Here is a 23,731-nt window from a genome sequence, read left to right on the forward strand (position 1 = left end):
TATATTGCCCGAATATATAGTGCAATAACAGCAATTTGATGCTCAATAAAGTAATTATGTGTCATACATCAATAAGAATCCAGATGCATAAGTGTTTTATTTTATTAAAATCTGGACACACGTTCCTAGCTATTACCTCCATCTTTAATTTGAGATCTTAATTCAAGTTTTAGGCAGATTTAGTAGGTTGATTTATCAAAATTGAAACAAATGAACAGCGAATCAACAGGTTACTTCATCGCATATTAATGTTATTGTGCGCTAAATTATTGACGCCCTTATAAGTATTCCACTTATAAGCCCTATCACCTCGAGAATTTTTACCATTATCTAGGAGAATCACAGTGAAGTGGACTCGTGCCAACGCCTTTTGTATTGGTATGTTCACCGCTAGTCATGCGTTTGGGCAAACGCTAGAGCAAGCGGTTGAAAACACATTAAAAACCAATCCTGACATCAAAAGTGCGTTCAATGAATTCGTTAGCAAGCAGTATGTGAATGAAGCATCTGGTGGTGCTTACCTCCCATCCGTAGACTTAGATGCCGGTATCGGTTACGAAGGAATCAAACCTGCAGAGTCAGGGCGAGATTCAACCGATCTAACAAGAAAAGAAGCCACCGTGACACTAACCCAGCTAATATGGGATGGCTCAGCGACACTTAATGATATGGATCGAACAGCAGCTGATGCTGAATCGGTCCGTTATCAACTTCTAGCTGATGCCCAAGACACCGCTCTAGAGGTCGCGAAAGTTTATTTAGACTCAGTAAAAGCTTATGAAATTCTGACACTTTCCGAGAATAACTTGAAAGTGCATAAGAAGATCTATGAAGACATTAAAAAGCGAGTTAACTCAGGTATCGGTTCTACAGCAGACCTAACCCAGGTAGAGGCTCGTTTAGCAAAGGCTCACGGTAACTTGGTGGCAGCTCAGAACAACTTATATGACAGCCACACCACCTTTACACGCCTTGTCGGACAGTCACCACAAGGATTGATTTTCCCAAGAGCGGACCAAAACTTTATTCCCTACACCATCGATGAAGCGATTGACTTGGCATTCGAGTCACATCCAGTAATCAAAATTTCGGTAGCTGATGTGGACTCTGCAAAGTTCCAATACAAGCAATCTAAGGGAACTTACTACCCAACGATATCGGTAGAAGCGGCTCAAACATGGCGTGATGATGCAAGCGGTATCGAAGGAAGCAGCGAAGAGACAACGGCAATGTTACGTATGCGTTATAACCTCTTTAACGGTGGTAGTGACGTAGCCAACGCTGAAAGTTTTGCCTACCAACTAAATAAAGCAAAAGACCTAAGAGAACGTGCATACCGCCAAGTAGAAGAAGGCCTTCGTCTATCTTGGAGTGCGTTAGATTTAACACTTCAACAAAAAGAGTTCCTAGCGGATCACGTAGATTCGGCCTCTGAAACTGTCATCGCCTACGAAAAGCAGTATCGCATTGGAAAACGCACTCTGCTGGACTTGTTAAATACTGAAAACGAACTTTTTGAAGCGAGAAAGAACTACTTAGATGCTCGATACTCAGAGCAGTACGCCAAGTACCGCGTTATGAACGCGACTGGCCAATTGTTAAATGCCTTGCGTGTCGATGTACCTACAGAATGGAATGAAAAGGTGGAGTACTGATCATGAAACCAGTGAAGATTCTATTTGCATTGGGTATGCTCGCCATCACTCAACACGTTGTTGCTGAAGACGAATATGAGTATCGTCCTGTACCAAATGCAGAACAAATAGCAGATTTGCAAGATGACGATAACGATGGTGTCATCAATGCTCGAGATATGTGCCCAGGTACACCTGAAGGCTCAGAGGTCGACAACGACGGCTGTGGAGAATACATTAAAGCATCAGATAACATGCAAGTGCGGATACTTTTTGCTAACGACTCTGATGAGATCAATCCAGTCTTCAGAAGACAAGTCCGAGAGCTTTCCGACTTTTTAAAAGAGTACCCTACTACTTCGATAGAGCTGCACGGCTATGCTAGTAAAGTTGGTGGTTCAAAGCATAACCAAGATCTTTCTGAAAGACGAGCACGCAATGTCCGTGAAGCCCTACTAAGCTACGACATCGAACCGAGTAGAGTCCGCATTGTTGGTTTTGGTGACACTCACTTAGCACAGCAAGGGACCGATGAAGTCAGCCATGCTTTAAATCGTCGAGTAACCGCATCAGTCGTTGGTTACAAAGGCGAGATAAAGAGAGAGTGGACAATATTCACAACTCTTCCAGAAAGGTAAAGTACCTGTTTTTGTTTGCTCTGCAAGCACAAAGCAAACAAAAACGAGTGAATACTTAACCTCAGAAAAGGAGCTTCGGCTCCTTTATTTTTACTCATTTCGACAACCGTATTATGCTTTAGGAACCGGCACTTTAGTGTTACTCTAGCCACGTCATAACAACGAGAGTTTTGAAATGAGCAAACTTACATCAGATATCCAAGCGAACCTTGACCTTTTTGTTGCAGAAACGAAAGAAAACCAATTGGTTTGGGGTTTACGCAATGAAGAAGGTTGGCTATCTTGCGATTCAACTGAATTCGAAAACAGCGAAGTCATGCCTTTCTGGTCTTCTAAAGAAGATGCAGAAGCACATAATGTTGAAGAATGGGCAGATTTTACTGTACTAGAAATCCCATTAGATATCTTTGTTGAAGATTGGCTTTTGACTCTTGCTGAAGATGGTGTTCTTGTTGGAACTAACTGGAACGATCAGTTAGAAGGCAAAGAAATGGAGCCTCAAGATCTAGCAAAGCTTTACATTGATTAAAGATTTCTGACCTCAACTTTATGTTGAGGTCTTTCTTTTTATGCCTCTTCTTTCAATATCTCGACCAAGTGCATAGTTTCACTACTCTTTTTCTTAGTACACCCAACTTAATCACAACGCTGATGCGTTAAAAGCGCTATGATAACTCAACTTTAAAGGCACCTTAAATTAAAGGCTCGTTTAAACATGCGCGTGCTCTATCCCTTGCTTGCGTCACTTTTGCTCACTCCAGTATATGCAAGCGACACTCAAGATATTGAACCAAACCAAAATATCACACAGTGGCACTCTGTCTACCAAACCACACTACGAAGCAACCCTGAGTCGGCATTGAGCATGCTTCAAGATCGCTACCATACAGCGAAATCGGACAGCGAAAAGCTCTACGTAAGTGGATTGATTTATGAATATATGTCAAACATAAATCAGCCTTACTACGGCAGCAGTCAAGTCTTAGACAACCCTTTTTCTCAATTAGAATCAGAATATATTCTTGCCTTAAATGAACGTAAGCATGGTAGTTACGAGGCCTCAGTAGATAGCTTTTCTTCTTTGCGACAGACAATGAAGAAAATATCCGATTCCGAAGGCAAGGCTCTGATGAACTATCAACTTTGTTATACGCTGAATCAACAAGGTCGTTATCACAAAGCAAACTTTTATTGCTCATCCTTAGAGAGCCACTTAAATCATAAGCATCAAGAAAACTTCCCTGTTGATCTTGCTTTGCGCGTGGTAGCAAATAACTACAATTACCGCGGTGACTATGAAAAAGCCTTAAGTTTGTATCGACAGTTGATGGCCAACATGTCGACGCAAAGCGATCCTTCAGGGATTTACAATGACGTCGGCAATTTACTTGCAGAGCTGGGGCAATTTGAACAATCAGAGCAATATCTCATTCAAGCCTTACTGGTTCGCCAAGATGAAGGGACACCTCTTGAAGTTGCGCAAGTCGAACATAGTCTAGGAGCGATGTACAGAAAATCCAAAGAACTCGATAAGTCCATCAGCCACTACAAAAATGCATTAACGATTCTCGAACAACTTCATTACCCATACGGGCAAGGGTTGACCTATTTAGGGTTATCTGCTGCTTTGGCCGATTCTGGGCAATTGGATACCGCGGTAGATTACATTGGAAGAGCATTAAACATTGCCCAAACTTATGAGAATACGCACCTTGAAACAGAGGGTCATTTGGCTGCTGGATTGGCATATTTAAAGAACCATACACCCGAAAAATCGATTGAACACACTACAATAGCGTTAAGATTAGCGGTAAAAAACGCTAGGCCCTTATTGCAAGCGCAAGCCCAATTACTCCTCTCAAAAGCATACCAAGCTCAAAATGATTACAAAAAGGCGCTGGAGCATCACAAGGCCTACTCGACGATTGAACTAACGAACCGAGACGCGAGTAATATCAAGGCGTTAGAGGCACTAGATCTCACTAAAAAAGAGTATGAATATGATCTACAAGTCGCGCAGTTGAACAACGAAACTCTTCTAAGTCAGTACCAGTTTGAAAAACTCACAGACCAACAACGCACTTATAATTTTGTTGTTTTCTGTTTATTGGTTCTCCTCGCTCTGGCATTGATGGTTCAGCGACAAACACGCTTAAAAGCCAAAATAGACAGCTTAACGTGTGCATTAAACAGAGCGGCAATTATAGAGACGATTAAAAGCCAAACCTCCAAAGCTGAAGGAGACTTCCGCTACGTTCTAGCATTAATCGATCTAGATGACTTTAAGGCGATTAATGATCAGTATGGTCATCCGACTGGCGACTTAGTACTACAACAGGTATGCAAAGCGCTTAAAGCTAAACTTAATAAGGGAGATTACTTGGGTCGTTTAGGTGGAGAAGAGTTTATCTTGCTATTGAAAAACGTCGATGAGATTGACGTTCCCTTTAGAATACAAAGTCTGCATAAAACAATTTCAGAAAAGAGTGTACATTCGCTTAATAACCATCAATTGAATATATCTGCGAGTCTGGCCTATCTATCAACCTCAATGCCACTCACCAACTTTGATGAGCTCTATTCGATATTAGACCAAGCGTTATACAATGCTAAGAAGCAAGGAAAAAACTCCCTTGTGGACGCATACAACGAGCCGATCAGTTTAAGTGCTGAGTATATTCTCTAATAAAACCAAACCACCAGCGTAGTGGTTTGTTATAGGTGGAAGCATCAGTAAGCCATTCATATGCAACACCATCATCAAGGAGTCTTTGTGCCCAAGGCAAGAAAAAACATTCAGTCTCTAGAGCGAGGTTTTCTAATCCTCGAGTTGCTCTCGATGAGTGAGTCTCCCCTATCATTACAGACGATCAGTAATGCGATCCAGTTAAATAAGACGACTGTTCACGGGTTACTTGCGACTCTACACTCTCTTGGATATGTATCCAAACACAACCATAGCTACAGCCTAGGGTTTAGATGCTATGAACTGTCTAAGCCGATTGAACAAAAAAACGAAGCTATCCGACAACATTTTGTTCCATTGCTGAAAAAAATGGCCCAAATGACTAACAACACTGCTTACCTCGCTGTACAAAGTGGCGCTAAAGAGTACTTGTATATCGATGCTATAGAGCAGGATAACCCTCTTACTATCCGTAGCCCGAGAGGGAAACGAGAAGGACTCACAACATCTGCGATCGGCAAGGTTTTTCTTAGTTTTGATGATGAGCTTCGCCGAACATTGCGCCTTGAAAGCCAAATATCCCCCACGTTAGAAACTGAACTTAATCAGGTTGTATTATCAGGTTACGCACTCGATTTAGAAGAGGCAGAGCCAAACCTCAATTGCTTAGCGATCCCCCTTTACTTGGATGGTAAGGTCGTTGCTGTTGCAGGTGTCAGCGGTGCTGCCTCCGAACTGACGGTCACTAGGCTAAAACACTTTGCCAGCATCTTTCTCAAACTTTAAGATTTGACAATGTCGAATTCTAGGCCATTTTTATACTGTTTTGATTACATGCTTATACGTCGCCTCTAATATGGTCGTTGTTCAACTCAACAACGTAGGAGAAGCGATGTCTACTGTATTAATCACTGGCGCTAACCGTGGCTTAGGCTTGCAATTTGTCCGCCACTACCTTGGAAAAGGTTGGCAAGTTATCGCAACTTGTCGTTCACCAGAAAATGCTAAGCAGCTCAATGAACTAGTAACCCAATCTAATCAACTTCAACTGATGGCTCTAGACGTCACTAACCAACAAGATATCGATCAGTTAGCCACTCGATTAGCGGATCGTCCGCTCGATCATTTAATTCTGAATGCAGGTGTATTAGGCGAAGAGTGTGCAACGCTTGGCGAAATGACCCAGAAAAAATGGCTAGAAGTACTAAACATAAATACCGTCGCACCTGCCCTGCTAATTCAAGCCCTACAAGACAACGTTGCGAAAAGTCAGCACAAAACCATCGTGGGAATCTCAACCCGAGTTGCCGAGTTTAAGCGATAACAGTTCAGGTAACATGTACAGTTATCGAGCATCTAAAGCAGCGCTTAATCAGGTTCTAGTATCAGCAGCACGCAATCTCGAATCGCGAGGAGTAAAAACTGTCGCAGTTCATCCCGGCTGGGTAAAAACCGATATGGGCGGTGAGGACGCAACCTTTTCTGCCGAGGAAAGTGTTGCAGGCATTGTTTCGGTCGCAGAACAGCTAACACTTGAGCAATCCGGAAGCTTCCGCGTATTTGATGGCTCTACAATCGAATGGTAATTGATCTCTAAATGACGTCTCCCGGCCAAATTGAAGGCCGGGAGAATACAGTAAACTAATAGGCCAAAAAGATAAAAGCTCGCACTATCGTCAGACAAGCGAGCCGTTATCGTCTATGGTGTTGTACTACCGTCAAACGCTGAGGAAGTCAGCGATTGCAGAGGTGCCATTTAGACAATGATTTCCCGTGAAACTCACTCAATCATCCCACTCAGGCGCTAGCCCTTCAGGGTTTACTTCGCGGCCATTTCTTTCCAACGCATCTATCTTTGCAATCGCCTCTTCACTGAGATTAAGTTCAAGTGCTTTCAGGTTACTTGCTAAATTCTCTCGTTTAGTTGAAGACGGGATCACCGCGTAACCTTTTGACAAAGCCCAAGCAAGCGCGACTTGAGCTGGCGTGGCCTGATAGTCCTCAGCAATACCTGCAATAGTTGGGTCCCCAAGTACTTTCCCATATGCCAAGGTCATGTAAGACGTTACCTGAATATCGTTTTCCTGCATGAAGCTGACCAACTTACGATTTTGCAAATAAGGGCTAAGCTCGATTTGGTTAGTAACAATATTCTCTTTACCGACCACTTCTATCGCTTGTTGCAACAAGTCAATATTAAAGTTGGAGACGCCAATATTACGGGTTAACCCTTGCGATTTAGCTTCAAGTAATGAAGCCATGTATTCGCTCAAGTTATTGTTATTGCCAGGCCAGTGGATCAAGGTCAAATCCACATAATCTGTATTTAGCTTTTCTAAGCTCTCTTTTAGACTTGGAATGAGTTGTTCCGTGTTCATGTTATCAACCCAGATCTTGGTCGTAATGAATAGCTCATCACGTGCAATACCGGACTGTGTCAATACTTCACCGATTTCTGCCTCATTACCGTAAATCTGTGCAGTATCAATTACGCGGTAACCCACTTCTAACGCATTACGGACTGAATCCTTAACTACTTCACCCTCTAAACGAAACGTGCCGACGCCAAATGATGGTACTTTCATCTAAATCTCCTGAATTATCGATTTTATAGTTGATTCGAAGCAAAACTTTACGCCGCAAGAAACTTTCCGTAAAGTTAACAATACTCAAATCTAATTTGAAATATATTCAACAATGAAAGCTACTCTAGATGAAATGCGCACCTTTATGGCCGTGGTCGATACGGGTTCAATCAGCTCTGCGGCTGAACTGTTATCGATGACCGTCTCGGCGGTGAGTCGATCGGTATCTCGGCTAGAAGCCAAACTCGAAACGACCTTGTTAAATCGCACAACCCGTAAGTTAGATGTTACTAATGAAGGAACGATATACCTCGATAAAGTCAGACATATTGTAGAAGCAGTAGAGAATGCCGAAGCACAACTGAAAAGCCAGAAATATAAGCCTTCTGGCCTCCTACGAATAAACGCAGCTACCCCCTTCTTACTGCACGTACTAACGCCGCACATTGCTAAATATCAGAGCTTGTATCCAGAAGTCGAAATCGATCTCAATTCCAATGAGGAAAATATTAGCCTTTTGGGAACAAAAACCGATATTGCTTTTCGTATCGGTGAGCTACAAAACTCAACCATGCGCGCGATATTTCTTGGTAAAAGTCGGATTCGAATCGTCGCGAGTCCAGAGTATTTAAGACAACATGGTACTCCAACCTCAATAGATCAGTTACTCAATCATAAGCTACTTGGATTCAACAAGCCGGAGTATCTTAAGGAATGGCCGATCATGGATGATAAGAACAAACTTCTGCGTATTATGAGTAGCCTAAGATCTGATAATGGCGAGACGCTAAGATGTTTAGCCTTACATGGTGCGGGGATAGCTTGCCTGTCTGACTTTATGACCTACTCTGACCGACAAGCTGGTCGCTTAGTGGGCGTGCTTAGTGAACACACGCATAATGTCGAACAGCCAGTTCATGCGGTGTATTACAAAAATGCCAGTACCTCACGCCGGATCAGCTCTTTTATTGACTTCATCAAGCAAGAAATCAAGGTAGAGAACCACCAGTTCCTTTAAAGACCACCGCTGTTTGTGGCAAAACACTTTTGTCTTTTAGCCGCTTTTTCTCACAACAAAAATCTCATAGTGTCCTGAATATCAGGGAGGCACCTTGCCTCCTAGTACTCAAAGTAATAGTCAGGCTTCATAATGCATAAAGATTTAAGTAACAGATTCACCATCGGTGTTGAGCTCCCCCTAGATAATGACTGGACCCAAGAAGGCCAGAAAAAACGGCTGCTCCAACGAAAACCGTTCGGCGTACCAGACATGAGTGCACATAAACAGCGTATTATGTTAGCCGATAAGTTAGGCTTTAACGTAGCGTGGGTGAGAGATGTCCCGTTGTACGACCCTAACTTTGGAGACGCGGCACAAATTTATGAACCGTTCAGTTATCTTGGCTATCTCTCTGCGTGCACCGACAACATTCTACTAGGGACAGCAGCGATAGTATTACCGTTAAGACAACCTTGGCTAGTGAAAAAAGCCGCTGCGACCATCAACGAGTTAAGTGGTGACCGCCTGATACTCGGTGTGGCTAGTGGAGACCGTCCTAGTGAATATCCCGTTTTTAACGCCAACTTTGACAGCCGTGGCTCAGCTTTTCGAGAAAGTGTAGAGATTTTGAAAGATACGCAAAATGATAAGCTGGGTAACGATCTACAGTTATTACCCGAGTTTGCTGATATTCCTATCTATGTCGCAGGGTTAGCGCAGCAAAGTCCACAATGGATAGGAGAAAACCTAGACGGCTGGCTCGCCTACCCAGGCACACCTGATGATCATGAACACCGCGTTGCACTTTGGCGCTCCGTAGCGGGAAACAAACCCTACGCCAGCTTTATTCATCTTGATTTAGTCGATAACCCAAATGCACCAGTCGTTCGGCATCATTTTGGTATCCGGGCCGGAGTCAATGGCTTGAGCGATGAGCTAGAAAAAATGCAAGAAGCAGGAGTCAATCACATCGGGTTGCATTTCCGTCGTAATAGCCAACCAATTGAGAAATCAATGGAACAGATCGCTCAGTACGTGTTGCCACGCTTTAACTAAGATCAAATAAAAATATGTGCCACCTTACTAAGGGGTGGCACGCTAGGCTTGGCACTTGGAAAAACAAAAGCTGCAATAACGACAAAACTCTTTTGTTAAAACAACAATAATAGAGTTATTTTAAAGTAAGTCTTGGTTGAATAAAGTCGATGAACGCGGAAATACGTTTAGAGACTGAAGAAGATTTGTAGAAGACAGCATTGACCTGTTCTCGTCCAGTATTTGTGATTTTTTCCGATTCAAACAATGCCACTAACCGTCCAGAATCAAGATCATCTTTCACCATAAAGCCAGATAAACATGCAATGCCGTTCCCTGCCAGCACTAACTGTCTAACCGTTTCACCACTGCTGGATAGGATATCAGGCTCTATCATCTCAAACCCTCGTAATGGCCACTGATTTAACACTTTAGCGCCAGAAAAACCGATCAAGTTATGACTGCGCAAATCGCTCACCGCTTCAGGGAAACCTCGTTTAGATAAATAACCAGGCGTGGCAACGATAAATAGTGGGCTTGTTCCTAAAGGTTTAGCATGCAGTGTTGAATCCGATAATCGTCCAATACGTATCGCCACATCGGTTCTTTTTTCCAATAGATCCACAAAACCCTCATTAGAGGTAAGATCGAGTTGAATATCAGGATAAGCCTCTTTAAATGGCTGAATTAACGGCACGAGTTGATGTAAAACAAATGGGCTAGCGGCATCAACTCTTAAGCGCCCCTTGGGTAATTCACCTCGTGTGATGATCTCTTCTTCAGCTTGCTGTATTTGTAGTAAACCTAAGCGAACCGCTTCAACAAACTGATGCCCTTCCTCAGTAACTTCCACTCTGCGTGTCGTGCGATTCAGCAAGGTTACCCCCAGCTGTGATTCAACTTTACTAACCGCACGAGATACCCTAGCGACTTGAATACCTAGTGCATCAGCAGCGGAAGAAAATCCACCACTATCCACAACTGCCATAAGAATCTCTAATTCATCTGATCGGGTTAACATTTCATCCCCTTTCTTAACTGCGCACTTTCATCATTTATAACAAAAGTATTTTGTAATAAACACCATTTTTCGCAACGAATAACTCTTTAATAATACACGACATGGAAACGGGCTATTCGTTTATCCATTCATATTCAATGATTATAAGAGAGAGTTGTTATGCCTTTAGCTTTACTTGCATTGACGCTGAGCGCCTTTGCTATTGGAACCACGGAGTTTGTAATTGTCGGTCTGATACCGACTATGGCCTCCGACCTCAACGTATCATTACCTTCAGCGGGTCTTTTAGTTAGCCTGTACGCACTTGGTGTTGCGGTTGGTGCTCCCGTTTTAACAGCGCTGACTGGTAACTGGAAAAGAAAGTACGTTCTGCTTTCTGTTATGGCACTGTTTGTTCTTGGCAATCTGTTAGCCTGGCAAGCACCTGGATACAACACACTAGTTACAGCAAGGATACTGACCGGGCTTGCACACGGTGTGTTCTTTTCGATCGGCTCGACTATCGCCACTGGCCTAGTGTCAAAAGAAAAAGCCGCTAGCGCAATTGCTATTATGTTTACCGGTCTGACCGTAGCTCTAGTGACGGGCGTGCCACTTGGCACCTGGATTGGCCAGACATTTGGTTGGCAGGCAACCTTCCTAATCGTCGCGATCCTTGGAATCATCGCACTGATAGGAAGCGCTCTGCTAGTGCCGAGTAATCTGAAACAACCACCAGCAACCAAGCTGTCATCGCAAGTAAAAGTCTTGACTCAGCCTCGTCTACTTTTGGTGTACGCAATCACCGCGCTCGGTTACGGTGGTACGTTCACAGCCTTCACTTACTTGGCTCCTATTTTGGAAGAAGTTTCGGGGTTTGGCTCTAGCGCTATCAGCCTAATTATGTTGGTTTATGGTGTATCAGTCGCATTCGGCAACATCTGGGGCGGAAAGATGGCCGACTCTATGGGGCCAATCAAAGCTCTGACAGCGATTTTCTCGGGCCTAATTGTGGTATTGCTCGTGTTTAGTGTCACAGCATTTAATCCAATTTCTGCAGTAGTGACTATTCTTGTCTGGGGTGCCTTTGCCTTTGGTAACGTTCCAGGACTTCAAGTTTATGTTGTCAAACTAGCAGAGAAATATTCACCTGATGCAGTCGACGTCGCTTCTGGTCTCAACATTGCTGCATTTAACGTAGGTATTGCACTGGGTTCTTGGGGCGGTGGCCTTATCGTGGCCAATGCTGGGCTGATGCACACACCTTGGATTGGCGCGATCGTAGTATTAGGTGCTCTACTACTAACCCGTTTCAGCGGAATGCTAGACAAGCGTGGAGAGCAGCACGCAACGGCACACTGATTCACGTTCCAAATCGATAAAAATCAATTAAATTAGCCCGGCATTACGTCGGGCTTTCAATACAGAGTTCAAATACACCATTGACTGAGGTAGAAAGTTTATTCTACCCTTAGGTAAAACAAACGTTCTACCTGGTGTATCAAATAGTGAAAGAAAAAATCGCAGCAAGCCTAGAAAAAGCATTCAGTCAGTATGGCTTCGCCGAGCCTAGCGTACCCCAACTCAAAAACGCCTGCGAAGTCAGCCTGAGAACCCTGTACAAATACTACCCCTCCAAGGAAGCGATGATTGTTGCAGCTCTCGAGCATCGCCATCAAAGGTATTTGAGTTTTTTGCTCGAAGACGCCCCTGCCAATGGAACACCGGCTGTATTACACCTATTCACTCGCCTCGAGGATTGGATGAAGGAGTTTGCACCGAATGGCTGCATGTCCATCAATGCATTAGCAGCCTATCCAGAAAATCTATCAATTAATCAAGCAGTAAAACAACACAAATTGGCGGTCCGTCAGCTTATGGGCCAACTAAGTCAGCGAGAAGACCTCGCAACCACACTCTTCTTGTTACATGAAGGTCTATCCAACGCATGGCCGGTTCTCGGTCACGCTGCCTTTGCATCCGCTGAACGCACTCTGCTAGAACTAATGAAGGAGAACAATCAATGACCACAATCCCGAAAGTCATGAAAGGCGTCCAACTTATCGGTCATGGTGGGCCAGATATGCTTCGTTACCGCGATGATCTACCTGTGCCAGTCCCCTCGCCTGATGATGTATTGATCCAAGTTGCCGCTGCCGGAGTCAATAACACCGACATCAATACCCGAACAGCATGGTATTCTAAAAATGACGCCAATAGCATGGATGCAAGTTGGTCAGGAGACGCGCTATCTCTCCCTCGAATCCAAGGTGCCGATGTATGCGGTACCATCGTCGCTGTTGGTGAGAATATCTGCCCATCACGAATCGGTCAGCGTGTGCTTATCGAACCATGTATTACGCGCTTCCACAGTCAAGCACTTAGCTCGCCTTGGTACTTCGGTTCAGAATGTGATGGTGGCTTTGCTCAGTTCACTGTTGTTGACAGTAAACATGCATATGCTGTGAATAGTAGTTTATCGGATATCGATTTGGCCTCCTTCCCTTGTTCTTATTCAACTGCCGAGAACATGCTTGTCCGCTCTAATGTCACAGCGAGCGATACCGTACTGATTTCAGGAGCATCCGGTGGTGTTGGCTCTGCCGCAATCCAACTGGCGAAGGCGCGTGGAGCATACGTCATTGCTATCGCCAGCCCAGAAAAGAAAGAACAGATCACGGCATTAGGAGCAAACCAAGTTATCCCTCGCGATGCAAATTTGACGGCGACTCTCGGAGAAAACAGCGTTGACGTAGTGATTGATCTGGTCGCAGGAGAGCAGTGGCCACAATTTCTTCAGGTACTAAAACCAGGATCAAGATACGCTGTTTCCGGCGCCATAGGCGGCCCAATTGTCGAGCTGGATGTAAGAACTCTTTACCTTAAAGACCTAGCGTTATTTGGTTGTACCGTTTTGGCACCAGAAGTATTCGGTAACTTGGTTCGCTATATCGAACAGAACGCAATTCGTCCCTTAGTCGCGGAGTCATTTCCCTTGAACCAGATAGATCAAGCGCAAGAAGTATTTTCACGCAAGCAACATACTGGGAAACTGGTTTTGGAAATCACATAGCTTTTCGATTAACAGCGGCCTATACCAGTCGTTGTAATTTGAGAACACTTTAAGCATCCTAAAAAGTTCTCAATACTTAGAAGATCGCTACGGTTGGCTTAGCTTGTTATCCCTTTTCATCACGCTAAGCCAGCTTGTAAAAATATGCGGTGTTTGCTTCTGAGTTATAAATGTTTAATACCAACATTATCTTACTTCTGGCGTTCATGAACAGAACCGAGATCTGAACGACTTCGGTGTTAAACCTACGATTCTATTAAATATTTTCCTGAACGCGCTCACATCTTGGTAACCCACTCTAAATGATATTGCGTCAAATGTTAGGGTTGTCGACTCAAGTAAATCACAAGCTTTTTGTACTCTTAAGCTTTGTATGTATTGGTTAACATTGAAACCTGTCGCCTTTTTAAAGCGTCGCTGCAATGTCCTTTCTGTTAAACAACTCAACTCTGCAAGCTCTTTATTGCTCAGTTTTCCTTGATAATGATCGTTTATATAGTGCTGTAGTTGAACAATTACCTCATCACCATGTTGGAAGTTTGGAGTAAACTGTTGATAAAAGCGTTGCTCTCTCGGACCAGTATCAATAACCAACATTTTTCCTAACAGGCGCATTACTGCCGGTGACGCAAATAAGGAAACCAGCTCCAAACCTAAATCCACCCATGACATCATACCCCCAGCCGTAATGATCGTTCCTTCGTTAATAAGGATGGCTTCTTGTCTTACGTGGATATCGGGAAACTGACTCGCTAATGAAGGAGCCAAGCCCCAGTGTGTCGTACAAGACTTATTGGTCAACAACTGGGTTTGAGCAAGAATAAAAGTACCGGCGCAGGCGGAGGCTAAAATCGCACCTTTACTATATTGGACATTTAACCAGTCGAGTAGCTCTGGCTCTGGTTCTAAGTAATATTGACCACTGCCGCTGGGCGGAATCATTACCGCTGTTTTCACATCGAAGTGCGTGTTTGGCCAGTGATCCAATATCTCTACTTCAAAGTGCACATCAACGCCCAATTTAGCCGCAGCACGGTTTGCCATCTCGAAGAGTTCGCTTAAACCATATACGGAGGCTTGCGAGCTATCTGGGTAATTAACGAGTGCTATTTTCATTTTCAATTATCTTCAAGTGTCGCTTTTTGACTCTTTTGTGTCATTTTAGACTCTAAAGAAGGTGGCTAAAAGTCTTTATATTATTCGTACCGCAATGATCCTCAATAAAAGGAAAATAAAATGACTCAAAAAGCCCTACTTGTAATTGATTTGCAAAACGACTATTTCCCGGAAGGAAAGTTTCCTTTATGGAATACAGAATCGACTTTAGACAATGTTAAGAGAGCAATAACTAAAGCCAATGAGCAAAACATTCCTGTGATTCATATTCAGCATATTGCCGACCCTGCCATGGGTATTGCCCCATTCTTCAATGAAGGCAGCGACGGTGCCAATATTCACCCAGAAGTTCTTGCTTTAGCGCCGAATTCCGAAATCGTGGTAAAGCACTTCGCAGATAGCTTTGAAGGAACACGTTTAGAAGAAGTATTGGCAAGCAAAAATGTAACGGAGTTACTTGTATGCGGAATGATGACACAAAACTGCGTGACACATACTGCTATCTCAAAATCTGCGGACAAGTATGATGTTTCGATCTTAATGGATAGCTGTACCACGGTCGATGAAATGATTCACAACATTGCACTTCACGCTGTCTCAACGAGAGTTCCCCTCGTAACTATTGAAGATAAGCTGTAATACACGCAAAACCTTTCGCTCACACAATGCGGGCGAAAGGTCACACATATATGCACTTTCATTGATATTTGCTTACTTTGTGTTAAACATTGGTTTCCAAATAGTTACAAGGAAACGTTTATGAAATGGATAGTCGTATTGTTTATTAGCTTATTTTCAGTTTTCAGCCATGCGAAAGAGTGGAAACAAATTCGCTTCACTGTTGAAGGGGCTTACCCTCCATTTAGCTGGACGACAAAAGAGGGAAAGCTAGAAGGGTTTGAAGTCGACCTCGCTAACGCGTTATGCAAAGAGTTAGAAGTAAAGTGCGTTATCTCAAAAATGGATTGGGATGGCATCATCCCTTCTCTCCTTAGTCGCAAGAACGATGCGATTATTGCTGCAATGACAATCACAGAAGAACGAGAAAAGAAAGTCGATTTCACCGTCCCTTATGCAAAAGTACCGACTCGTTTTGTAATGAAAAATGATAGAGAAATCAACATGGATGACGGCAGCCTAAATCGTTTATCTATTGGAGTTCAAAGAGCCACAATTGGTGATAAGTACCTTTCTGCCTTGTATCCAGATATTGATATTCGTCGTTATGGTACGTTCGATGAGGCATTTACTGATCTACTCAATGGACGGTTAGATGCTGTATTTGGCGGCTCAATCGGTTTAAGTGCTGGTTTTCTTGAAACTGCACAAGGTGAAGGCTATCACTTTACTGGACCAGCGTTTACAGAGGAAAAGTGGTTCGGCCGTGGCATTGGCGTAGCAGTGAGAAAACAAGACAAAGAATTAAAAGCATTACTCGATAGCGGAATACAAAAATTGATCCAGAGCGGTAAGCATAAAACCATCGCCAGCAAGTATTTCTCCTATAGTATTTACGAGTAACCTCTTTATCTTTTTATAGCCTGCGCGGTATAGGAAACTTCCCTTTCCCTATATGGCAACAAAAACAAAGCCCTCGAGCAATCGCCCGAGGGTTATTTTTATAAAAAAGCCCAGCTATATAAGTAACCCGCTCCCATGGCCATCGTTAAGATAACGATTAGGAAGGCAGCAATCATCTGGTTCTTAAAAATTGATTTCAACAAAATCACTTCTGTAAGACTTGCGCCAGCACTACCAATAATAAGCGCCATAACAGACCCAAGAGCCATACCTTTTTGTACTAGTGCCGCGCTAAGTGGAATGACCGCCTCTGCACGGATGTACAATGGAATACCAATGATTGCTGCGACCGGAATCGCGTACCACTTCGCTTCACCAGCGAACTCCGCAATGAACTCCGTCGGGATGAAGCCATAGATAAATGAACCAATCGCAATCCCCATCATGAGATAAGGGAACACTTGCTTAAAGTCTTTCCAAGTTGATTGCCAAATACGTACCCAGCGGCTAGGCTCTTTCTCTTCCACGACTGTCGCTGTTGCACTACCGCCAGATGAACAGCAAGACACTTCCACTTTAGGTTCAGGTTTTGGTGCATCACCACAACAAGATGTTTTCGCCGCAACTGGCGTAGGTTCATTGCAGGCGCTGGTACTACAGCTTGATACTGGCCTCGCTTCTTCTTTTTTCTTGCTTGAATCGCCACAAGAAGTACCGCACGAAGAAGAACCTACCGCTTGATATGCTTCTGGTTTGACGTAACGTTCAAACCCTAGTTTTTCAAGTACATAGCCTGCTACCACTGATACTGACATCGCAATAGCAAAGTAAAATACCGCAACTTTCCAACCAAAAGTCACCACAAACAAGCCAATAATCACTGGGTTAAGCAACGGGCTTGCAAATAGGAACACCATCATAGGTCCAAAACCTGCTCTTGCACGCAACAAGCCTTTTAAGAAAGGAATGGTCGAACACGAACAGAAAGGCGTAATCGAACCTAGCAACGCAGCAATGAAATAACCTTTACCCTTTTTCGAGCTAAGAATAGATTGAATTTTTTCTGGTGTTAGAAAATCTTGCAACACACCGACAATGTAGCTAATTGCCAGAAATAAGATGATAAGTTCGGTTGCTAGAAACGCAAACATATCCAGCGCTTCTTTAGCCATAGTTATAATTTCTGTATTCACATTTACTCTCCTCGTCATTTTTTCGCTAACAAGCTTACCTGATAGACAAGTCTTTATTTCGATATTTCTGGAATTATAGAATCACAAAACAAAAGATCAACAAAATATTTCCATAAAAATGGAATAATAAAACTAGTCAATACTTATCATAAAGTTACATGTCGTTAGCTATGCAGACTGGTTGTCGATGATAATTTCAGAGCATCTCGAATCCTTTTTATCAAACATAACCTAGAATTATCAAAATAAGAAAAAACCATAATTATTTCAGCAGCACCCTCTGAGTTAGTATGACTTTCGACCATTCTTAATAATAAGGAAAACCTATGAGAGCGATAACTTACCAACGAGATAACGATACTTTCTCTTTATCCGAATTACCTACACCAAAACTAGAAACCCAATTTGATGTATTGGTTAAAGTTAACGCTGTTGGTTTGAACCCTGTCGATGCAAAAATTCATTATTGGTCAGACATGGTCACTAACATGGATAACAATTTTGTTGGCGGGTTAGACGTATCAGGAGAAATAGTATCTGTAGGCGATGCGGTCGTTGATTGGAAGGTTGGCGATAAAGTGTTGTATCACGGAAACATGAGACGCCATCACGGAGGATTCGCTGAATTTGCTATCCATGATTCAAGAACGCTCATAAAGCACCCTCAGGTTCCGGTTGAAGTGGCAGCATCTACACCTTGCGCAGCCTGGACCGCATATCGCGCTTTGGTAGACAAGCTCGATATTTCAAATCGAAGCAGCATTTTTATCGCCGGAGGTGCTGGCGGCGTTGGAAGCTTTGCTATTCAGTTAGCAAAGACATTTGGTGTTGAACAGATCATTGCTACTAGTTCAGAAGCTAATCACGCATATTTGTCCTCGTTAGGAGCAACCCATATGATTGATTATCATCATGAAGATGTAGTTCAGCGAGTAATGGACATTACCGGAAATCATGGCGTTGAGGTTGCACTCGATTGTGTAGGCGGTGATAACGACCGAATTGCAGCCTCGGTGTTAACCTTTGAGGGCGAAATGGTGGAGCTCGTCAAGACTGTCGACCCTTCTCAATATCCAGATGCCTTCTTAAAAGGCTTGGGCTTCCACCAAATAAGTTTGGGCTCTGGTCATGTCTTTGGCGAGAGAGGGTTTGCAAGTATCGTTAATGCCGGAAAGGAAGTGTCTGAGCTATTAGAAAATGGAGAATTGGAAGTACCGAAACTGAAGATCATCGGCTTAGAAGATGTAGGTAACGCACTCTTGGACATGCGAAATCAGAGAACAGTTGGAAAGATTGTCGTTAATCTGAACCAAAAATAATTAATAAAAATCTCGAGGCAAACTGGCAAGGTAATGAATGAGCAAGTTAAAGCATCTTGTTACTTTGCCAGATATGAAAGGCCTTTATTTTATCTATAACGATGAATAAAAAACAAAATCTCTTGTCATACTTCCCTGCGCTTCACCAAAATTAGGCGTTTTCGAGAGTGTCTCTCCAAGTCGCTAGCAATTTAATATGACGTGGTTCAATCCCACAGCAACCACCAATAATGCTTGCTCCCTGCGCATGCCACTTTTTAGCATACTCAAGATATTCAGTCGGAGAGAAATGACGAACTTCCTGAATGGTCTCGTTGGCTTGGTGCGCTTGCTTTATCGGAGCAAAGCTATTTGCGAAAACACCTATCGTCAATTCTCTACCTGACTCACTCAATACTGCTTGTGTATCTATGATCGCTTGCTCGACAACTTCAGGAATAGAGCAATTGAAAAAGATACCTGAAACATTTGTTTTCAACAGCGTATTAACCGCGACTTTAAGAGATTCCCCTGAACGAAGGCGAGCCAAAGAGTTAGGCTCATCCATTAAGGTGAAAGCAAGATAATTGGGCTTATCTGTTTTGGCTAAAATTATTGATAGAACTTCAACTTCAGCGAGGCTAGACACGGTCTCAGCTAACCAAATATCAACATATTGATCTTGAGCTTCAAATAACTCAGAAGCCACTTCCAGTGCCCTTTTCGGCTCGAATAATTCAGGCCTGTAAGACCCCATTACAGGAGGAAGAGAACCCGCAACGAGCACTCTATCGTTAGAGCTGGTGACTACATCTCTTGCAATTTTGGCTGCAGATTTTGCTAACTCAGTCCCCCGTTTTGCATAGAGTTCCTCGCCTAAGTGAAATGGAACACATGCATAACTGTTGACAGTGATAATCTCTGCGCCAGCGTCTATGAAATTCTCATGTGCCATTTTTACATATTGTGGTGATTCAATTAGCGCTTGTGCACTCCAAAGCGGCTGAGAAAAAGGGGCGCCGATACGTTTTAACTCTCGCCCCATGCCACCATCTAAAATTGTTACTTTCTTCATTTAGACATCCATACCGCCAAACATCCATAAGCTCTATTCAAACACAATTTTTATCAATTCAAAATGAAATTGTTATGTTTAAAGTGAACAAAAACTTAATGGCTGATTAAACACTCTAGTATTTACCAGACCTTTCATTCGGACCAAGATAATGTTATCCCCATTAACTTCGAGTAAAAAGCCCATTATCTATGTCTCTCGGCGAATGCGGGCGTTACGAGCCACAATAGTGCATGAAGTGATTGAGGGACTAACCCTCAATCAAATTTTCTTTTTATTATAAGACCTTAGATAAAAACTTCTGTAATCTAGGATTGGAGGGGTTATCAAAAAATCGCTCAGGAGAGTCAGAAACCAAAAGCTCACCATCTTCCATAAACAACACCCTATCAGCGACCTCTTTTGCGAAACCCATTTCATGAGTAACCACGACCATGGTCATTCCGTCCTTGGCCAAATCTTTCATCACATCAAGAACTTCTCCAACCATTTCAGGGTCTAGTGCTGATGTGGGTTCATCAAACAACATAATGTTGGGCTTCATTGCTAACGCACGAGCGATTGCGACGCGCTGCTGCTGTCCGCCTGATAAATGATTAGGATAATTATCCATTCTCTCCGACAGACCAACTTTATAAAGCAAATCTTTTGCTTCTTTCTTCACCGATTCAGGGTCACGTTTAGAAACCTTTAAAGGTGCCAACATGACGTTCTCTATCGCCGTTTTATGTGGAAAAAGGTTGAAGCCTTGAAATACCATGCCCACATCAGCGCGTAGTTTATTGATATCCGTAGATTTGTGGTACATATCGATACCATCTACGATTATAGACCCACTATTTATTGTCTCTAATTGATTGATCGTCCGTAAGAATGTTGACTTACCAGAACCTGACGGTCCTACGATGACAATCACTTCCCCTTTTTCTACATTTACCGATACGTCCTTGAGCGCATGGCAGCCATTAGGGTAAATTTTATTAATTGTTTTTGCTGAAATAATGTATTCCATTAATGACTCCACCATTAATCACTTGCTGCCAATTTCTTTTCTAACGTTTGTATTGCCCAAGATAAGGTACTAGTCAGAAGCAAATAAAGGGCCGCAACGGTAAACCAAACTTCAAATGGGGCAAAACTACCACTTACGACTTCCCTGCCCGCTTTTGTCAGATCAGTAATCGAGATCACGGAGACGAGTGAGGAATCTTTTATCAGGTTGATAAACTGCCCGGCTAAGGGAGGTAATGTCTGCTTAAACGCTTGAGGTAAAATGACATAAATCATCGCTTTGGGATAATTCATTCCTAGTGAACGCGCCGCTTCCATTTGTCCTCTTGGGATTGACTGGATTCCTGACCGCACAATTTCTGCGACATAAGCGGCGGTAAACACGGAGAGCGCTATCACTCCCGCAGTAAAACGCTCAAGGTCAAGCACAGTACCAATAAAGAAGTAAACGATAAAAATCTGTACTAAAAGAGGCGTTCCACGAATGACCTCGACATACACAAGCGCCAGCTTTTTTAATGCCGGATTGCTGGATATGCGCATTAGTCCAACAACTAAGCCCAACGCTAGAGCAATGATAAGTGACCAGAGCGAGATTTTAATGGTCGTCACAACACCATCTAAAATTGGGCCAGAGCGCCACTCTTTTATAGTTGCTAAGGTATCTCCTTCAAAAATAAGATCGCCTTCATAGACGTCGACAGACTTATATTGGCTTAGTTCAAGAACAATATCACCATGAATATTCTCCAGAGCCAGTTGGTTATTCTCGTCGAGAATGATGTTCCCATCGACAGGCGCGGTAATGGATGAAGCAGCGTTAGTGGCAATATAAGGAAGGACACGCTCCCAATTCCAGCTGTAATCGATTCGCTTACCTGACAGATAGACAAGACCGCAAATTGATAGCAAAACAAGAACAAAAACAGCGTTCCACAATAGGGATTTAAAGTTATTTTGCATGTGATTCCGAGAATGACTTTGATTAAAGTTGGTTGGGTATTTGAATAAAGAAAAGCGTTAGCTTCACAGCGCGAACCGTTTGGTTGGCGATGAACCGAGCCAGAAGCTAGCCGCTCCTCTACAATAACAAAATGATTACTTAACTTGCTTTAACCATTTATCGTCGTTAAACCACTTATCGTAAATGCGATCGTAAGTTCCATCGCCCTTAATTTGACGTAAATAGTTGTTTAAGAAGTTAAGCGTATCTGGATTTCCTTGCGGCACAGCCCAACCCAAAGGCTCGTAAGTAAACGGTTTAGCCAAGTGCATTAACTGCCCTTTGTTTTCCGCCACATAAATAGAGTTGTAAGGAAAGTCATAAACAAACGCATCTACCTTTCCGTTGGCAACCTCAAGTACCGCTTCAGACTGAGTTTCGTATAGATTTATCTTAGCTTTCGGAAGGTATCGTTTTACCGCTTGCTCACCCGTTGTCCCAAGCTTAGTTGCAACAACATATTCTGGACTATTGAGATCACGGTAACTAGACACTTTACCTTCATGTTTGAGATCTACGAGAATGGATTGACCAATAACCACATAGGGATCAGCGAAATTCACCTGAGTATTTCGCATAGGTGTGATAGTCATCCCGCCCATAATCATGTGACACTTACCAGTCAACAGTGTTGGGATAATGCCATCCCATGAAGTGTTTACCGGCACAAACTTAACATCCATGGCACGCGCCATTTGCTTACCCAAATCGATATCAAACCCAATGTACTGCCCATTTTTTGCTGTCATTTCAAAAGGCATATACCCAGAATCAAAGCAGACTTTTAGCTCCCCTGTACTTTTGATGTCGTCTAAAATTGGGTCTGCATTAACCGTCGTCGAAACAGCTAACCCCAGTGCAGCAAAACACAATAACTTTTTCATGGATATTCCTTTATCATTTGTTGTAAAGTTTTTTTATACACGACAATAGAATAAAAAACCACAAAAAATGACTTTTTAATCACTAGAATTTGTAGGATCGTTACTAAGCTGGAAGATCTGAATGAAAATCTATACCAAGCCATTGCAATTGAATTGCATGCATTAAGTGATTAAGTTGTAGGCAGGTCACTATAACGACAAGAAACATACGCTTTGACTGAATAGTCAGCGTTTCCGAGAGTGGTTTAATTATTAACGAAACCATACAGATATTCGCTTTTTCACATTGACCGTAATGTCAAAAGTGCTTGAGTTTTATTGTTGACAATTCTTCCATAGTCAATGGTCACAAATGTGATGTACAGCACATTTCTATAGTGGCACTATCACCTTTGTCGAGAGATATTAACAAGGATTCGTTGGACATCTTGACTTTGTAATACAAATAAAAAGGTGACTATATGAAAAAACTAATGACGCTCTCATCACTATTATTATTCAGTTTATCTGCTACTGCTGGTATTCATGTCGAACACTCTACAAACAAAGTTGTTCTCAATGACTTTACGACAAAAGATGCCGCTTATAGCTCTGCGTTTGATCTTGTCGATGAATACCAAACGCTATCAAAACATGAACTTAGAAATCGTCTAAACATCATTGGAAGCGGTTTCCCTCGTGATATTGCAATCGATGATAGTAAGGTGAGAGTTGAAGAATACGCACTTAACCGTGATGAAGTTAAATATCGTGCAATCATAAACTTCGATTATCACTTCAGAACAAGTGACGGCGGTAAAAACTAAAAATCATCTGCACCTTTACTTTCTTAGAGCCCTTCCTATTTTAAGAAAGTAAAGGTGTCTAATCATATTGAAACGACGGCTTTTCATAAATCGCTCTCTCCTTACATAAACAGTATCAATCCCTACCTCTATCGTTTACATAAAAATAATTTTTCCAATCTTCATTGAGATAC

General features: G+C 42.7%; 22 protein-coding genes and 1 pseudogene. 15 read left to right on the forward strand and 8 right to left on the reverse strand.

The genetic code is table 11. The features are described 5' to 3' along the window. Positions 1–344 precede the first annotated feature (344 nt). From R8N47_RS08060 to R8N47_RS08085, 6 genes and pseudogenes are all read left to right on the forward strand, one after another. The gene (locus R8N47_RS08060; protein WP_017635971.1) at positions 345–1,655 is read left to right on the forward strand and encodes a TolC family outer membrane protein; all 1,311 of its coding nucleotides are present in this window, start codon (positions 345–347) and stop codon (positions 1,653–1,655) included. A gap of 2 nt (positions 1,656–1,657) precedes the next feature. Beyond that, positions 1,658–2,272 (forward strand): OmpA family protein, encoded by a 615-nt coding sequence (locus tag R8N47_RS08065; protein ID WP_005377354.1) that lies wholly within the window; start codon positions 1,658–1,660, stop codon positions 2,270–2,272. Between the two features lie 175 nt (positions 2,273–2,447). After that, positions 2,448–2,801: a DUF2750 domain-containing protein gene (locus tag R8N47_RS08070; RefSeq protein WP_005377352.1), complete on the forward strand. Its 354-nt coding sequence runs from the start codon at positions 2,448–2,450 to the stop codon at positions 2,799–2,801. A 186-nt stretch (positions 2,802–2,987) separates the two neighbouring features. Beyond that, positions 2,988–4,958 (forward strand): diguanylate cyclase domain-containing protein, encoded by a 1,971-nt coding sequence (locus R8N47_RS08075; RefSeq protein ID WP_064353953.1) that lies wholly within the window; start codon positions 2,988–2,990, stop codon positions 4,956–4,958. Between the two features lie 87 nt (positions 4,959–5,045). Next, a complete protein-coding gene (locus R8N47_RS08080; protein WP_017635969.1) occupies positions 5,046–5,744 on the forward strand; it encodes an IclR family transcriptional regulator in 699 nt (232 codons plus the stop codon). A gap of 106 nt (positions 5,745–5,850) precedes the next feature. Beyond that, positions 5,851–6,544 (forward strand): annotated as a pseudogene (locus R8N47_RS08085) (SDR family oxidoreductase). A gap of 198 nt (positions 6,545–6,742) precedes the next feature. Here the strand turns inward: R8N47_RS08085 and dkgB are convergent. Then, complete coding sequence (gene dkgB / locus R8N47_RS08090; protein ID WP_047102673.1) at positions 6,743–7,543, reverse strand: 2,5-didehydrogluconate reductase DkgB; 801 nt, start codon at positions 7,541–7,543, stop codon at positions 6,743–6,745. A 112-nt stretch (positions 7,544–7,655) separates the two neighbouring features. Here dkgB and R8N47_RS08095 point away from each other — a divergent pair, with 112 nt between their 5' ends. Both R8N47_RS08095 and R8N47_RS08100 read left to right on the forward strand, forming a co-directional pair. Next, positions 7,656–8,561, forward strand: coding sequence for a LysR family transcriptional regulator (locus R8N47_RS08095; RefSeq protein WP_005377343.1), 906 nt, complete (start codon positions 7,656–7,658; stop codon positions 8,559–8,561). 132 nt (positions 8,562–8,693) lie between these two features. Beyond that, a complete protein-coding gene (locus tag R8N47_RS08100; RefSeq protein WP_064353954.1) occupies positions 8,694–9,599 on the forward strand; it encodes a TIGR03571 family LLM class oxidoreductase in 906 nt (301 codons plus the stop codon). A gap of 115 nt (positions 9,600–9,714) precedes the next feature. Here the strand turns inward: R8N47_RS08100 and R8N47_RS08105 are convergent, their stop codons facing one another. Next, positions 9,715–10,599, reverse strand: a complete 885-nt coding sequence (locus tag R8N47_RS08105) for a LysR family transcriptional regulator (RefSeq protein ID WP_005377338.1) — start codon at positions 10,597–10,599, stop codon at positions 9,715–9,717. A gap of 159 nt (positions 10,600–10,758) precedes the next feature. Here R8N47_RS08105 and R8N47_RS08110 point away from each other — a divergent pair, with 159 nt between their 5' ends. The 3 genes from R8N47_RS08110 to R8N47_RS08120 all read left to right on the forward strand — a co-directional run bounded on the left by R8N47_RS08110 (position 10,759) and on the right by R8N47_RS08120 (position 13,651). After that, positions 10,759–11,940, forward strand: coding sequence for an MFS transporter (locus R8N47_RS08110; RefSeq protein ID WP_017635963.1), 1,182 nt, complete (start codon positions 10,759–10,761; stop codon positions 11,938–11,940). 143 nt (positions 11,941–12,083) lie between these two features. Then, the gene (locus R8N47_RS08115) at positions 12,084–12,605 is read left to right on the forward strand and encodes a TetR/AcrR family transcriptional regulator (protein WP_053307056.1); all 522 of its coding nucleotides are present in this window, start codon (positions 12,084–12,086) and stop codon (positions 12,603–12,605) included. Further along, entirely contained in the window at positions 12,602–13,651 is a 1,050-nt protein-coding gene (locus R8N47_RS08120) for an alcohol dehydrogenase family protein (RefSeq protein WP_064353955.1), read from the forward strand. Before R8N47_RS08115 ends, R8N47_RS08120 begins: the two co-directional genes overlap by 4 nt. 204 nt (positions 13,652–13,855) lie before the next feature. Here R8N47_RS08120 and R8N47_RS08125 read toward each other — a convergent pair whose 3' ends face one another. Continuing rightward, positions 13,856–14,767, reverse strand: coding sequence for a GlxA family transcriptional regulator (locus tag R8N47_RS08125; RefSeq protein ID WP_064353956.1), 912 nt, complete (start codon positions 14,765–14,767; stop codon positions 13,856–13,858). Positions 14,768–14,887: 120 nt separating this feature from the next. Here R8N47_RS08125 and R8N47_RS08130 point away from each other — a divergent pair, with 120 nt between their 5' ends. Beyond that, the gene (locus R8N47_RS08130) at positions 14,888–15,406 is read left to right on the forward strand and encodes a cysteine hydrolase family protein (RefSeq protein WP_005377333.1); all 519 of its coding nucleotides are present in this window, start codon (positions 14,888–14,890) and stop codon (positions 15,404–15,406) included. A 120-nt stretch (positions 15,407–15,526) separates the two neighbouring features. Beyond that, on the forward strand, positions 15,527–16,288 hold the full coding sequence (locus R8N47_RS08135; RefSeq protein ID WP_005388903.1) for a transporter substrate-binding domain-containing protein: 762 nt from the start codon (positions 15,527–15,529) through the stop codon (positions 16,286–16,288). 98 nt (positions 16,289–16,386) lie between these two features. Here R8N47_RS08135 and R8N47_RS08140 read toward each other — a convergent pair whose 3' ends face one another. Further along, complete coding sequence (locus R8N47_RS08140; RefSeq protein ID WP_250154852.1) at positions 16,387–17,460, reverse strand: permease; 1,074 nt, start codon at positions 17,458–17,460, stop codon at positions 16,387–16,389. Between the two features lie 347 nt (positions 17,461–17,807). Between R8N47_RS08140 and R8N47_RS08145 the strand changes: the two genes are divergently transcribed. Further along, on the forward strand, positions 17,808–18,800 hold the full coding sequence (locus R8N47_RS08145) for a zinc-binding dehydrogenase (RefSeq protein ID WP_017635220.1): 993 nt from the start codon (positions 17,808–17,810) through the stop codon (positions 18,798–18,800). 151 nt (positions 18,801–18,951) lie between these two features. Here R8N47_RS08145 and R8N47_RS08150 read toward each other — a convergent pair whose 3' ends face one another. The 4 genes from R8N47_RS08150 to R8N47_RS08165 form a co-directional block, all read right to left on the reverse strand. Continuing rightward, complete coding sequence (locus R8N47_RS08150; protein WP_064353958.1) at positions 18,952–19,854, reverse strand: homocysteine S-methyltransferase family protein; 903 nt, start codon at positions 19,852–19,854, stop codon at positions 18,952–18,954. Positions 19,855–20,131: 277 nt separating this feature from the next. Next, entirely contained in the window at positions 20,132–20,866 is a 735-nt protein-coding gene (locus tag R8N47_RS08155) for an amino acid ABC transporter ATP-binding protein (protein ID WP_005377326.1), read from the reverse strand. Positions 20,867–20,880: 14 nt separating this feature from the next. Next, entirely contained in the window at positions 20,881–21,828 is a 948-nt protein-coding gene (locus R8N47_RS08160; protein ID WP_064353959.1) for an amino acid ABC transporter permease, read from the reverse strand. Between the two features lie 135 nt (positions 21,829–21,963). Next, positions 21,964–22,752: a transporter substrate-binding domain-containing protein gene (locus tag R8N47_RS08165; RefSeq protein WP_005377324.1), complete on the reverse strand. Its 789-nt coding sequence runs from the start codon at positions 22,750–22,752 to the stop codon at positions 21,964–21,966. A 461-nt stretch (positions 22,753–23,213) separates the two neighbouring features. Between R8N47_RS08165 and R8N47_RS08170 the strand changes: the two genes are divergently transcribed. Further along, entirely contained in the window at positions 23,214–23,558 is a 345-nt protein-coding gene (locus tag R8N47_RS08170) for a DUF3316 domain-containing protein (protein WP_005377323.1), read from the forward strand. Positions 23,559–23,731: the final 173 nt, after the last annotated feature.

This window comes from Vibrio sp. 2132-1 (assembly GCF_033344315.1).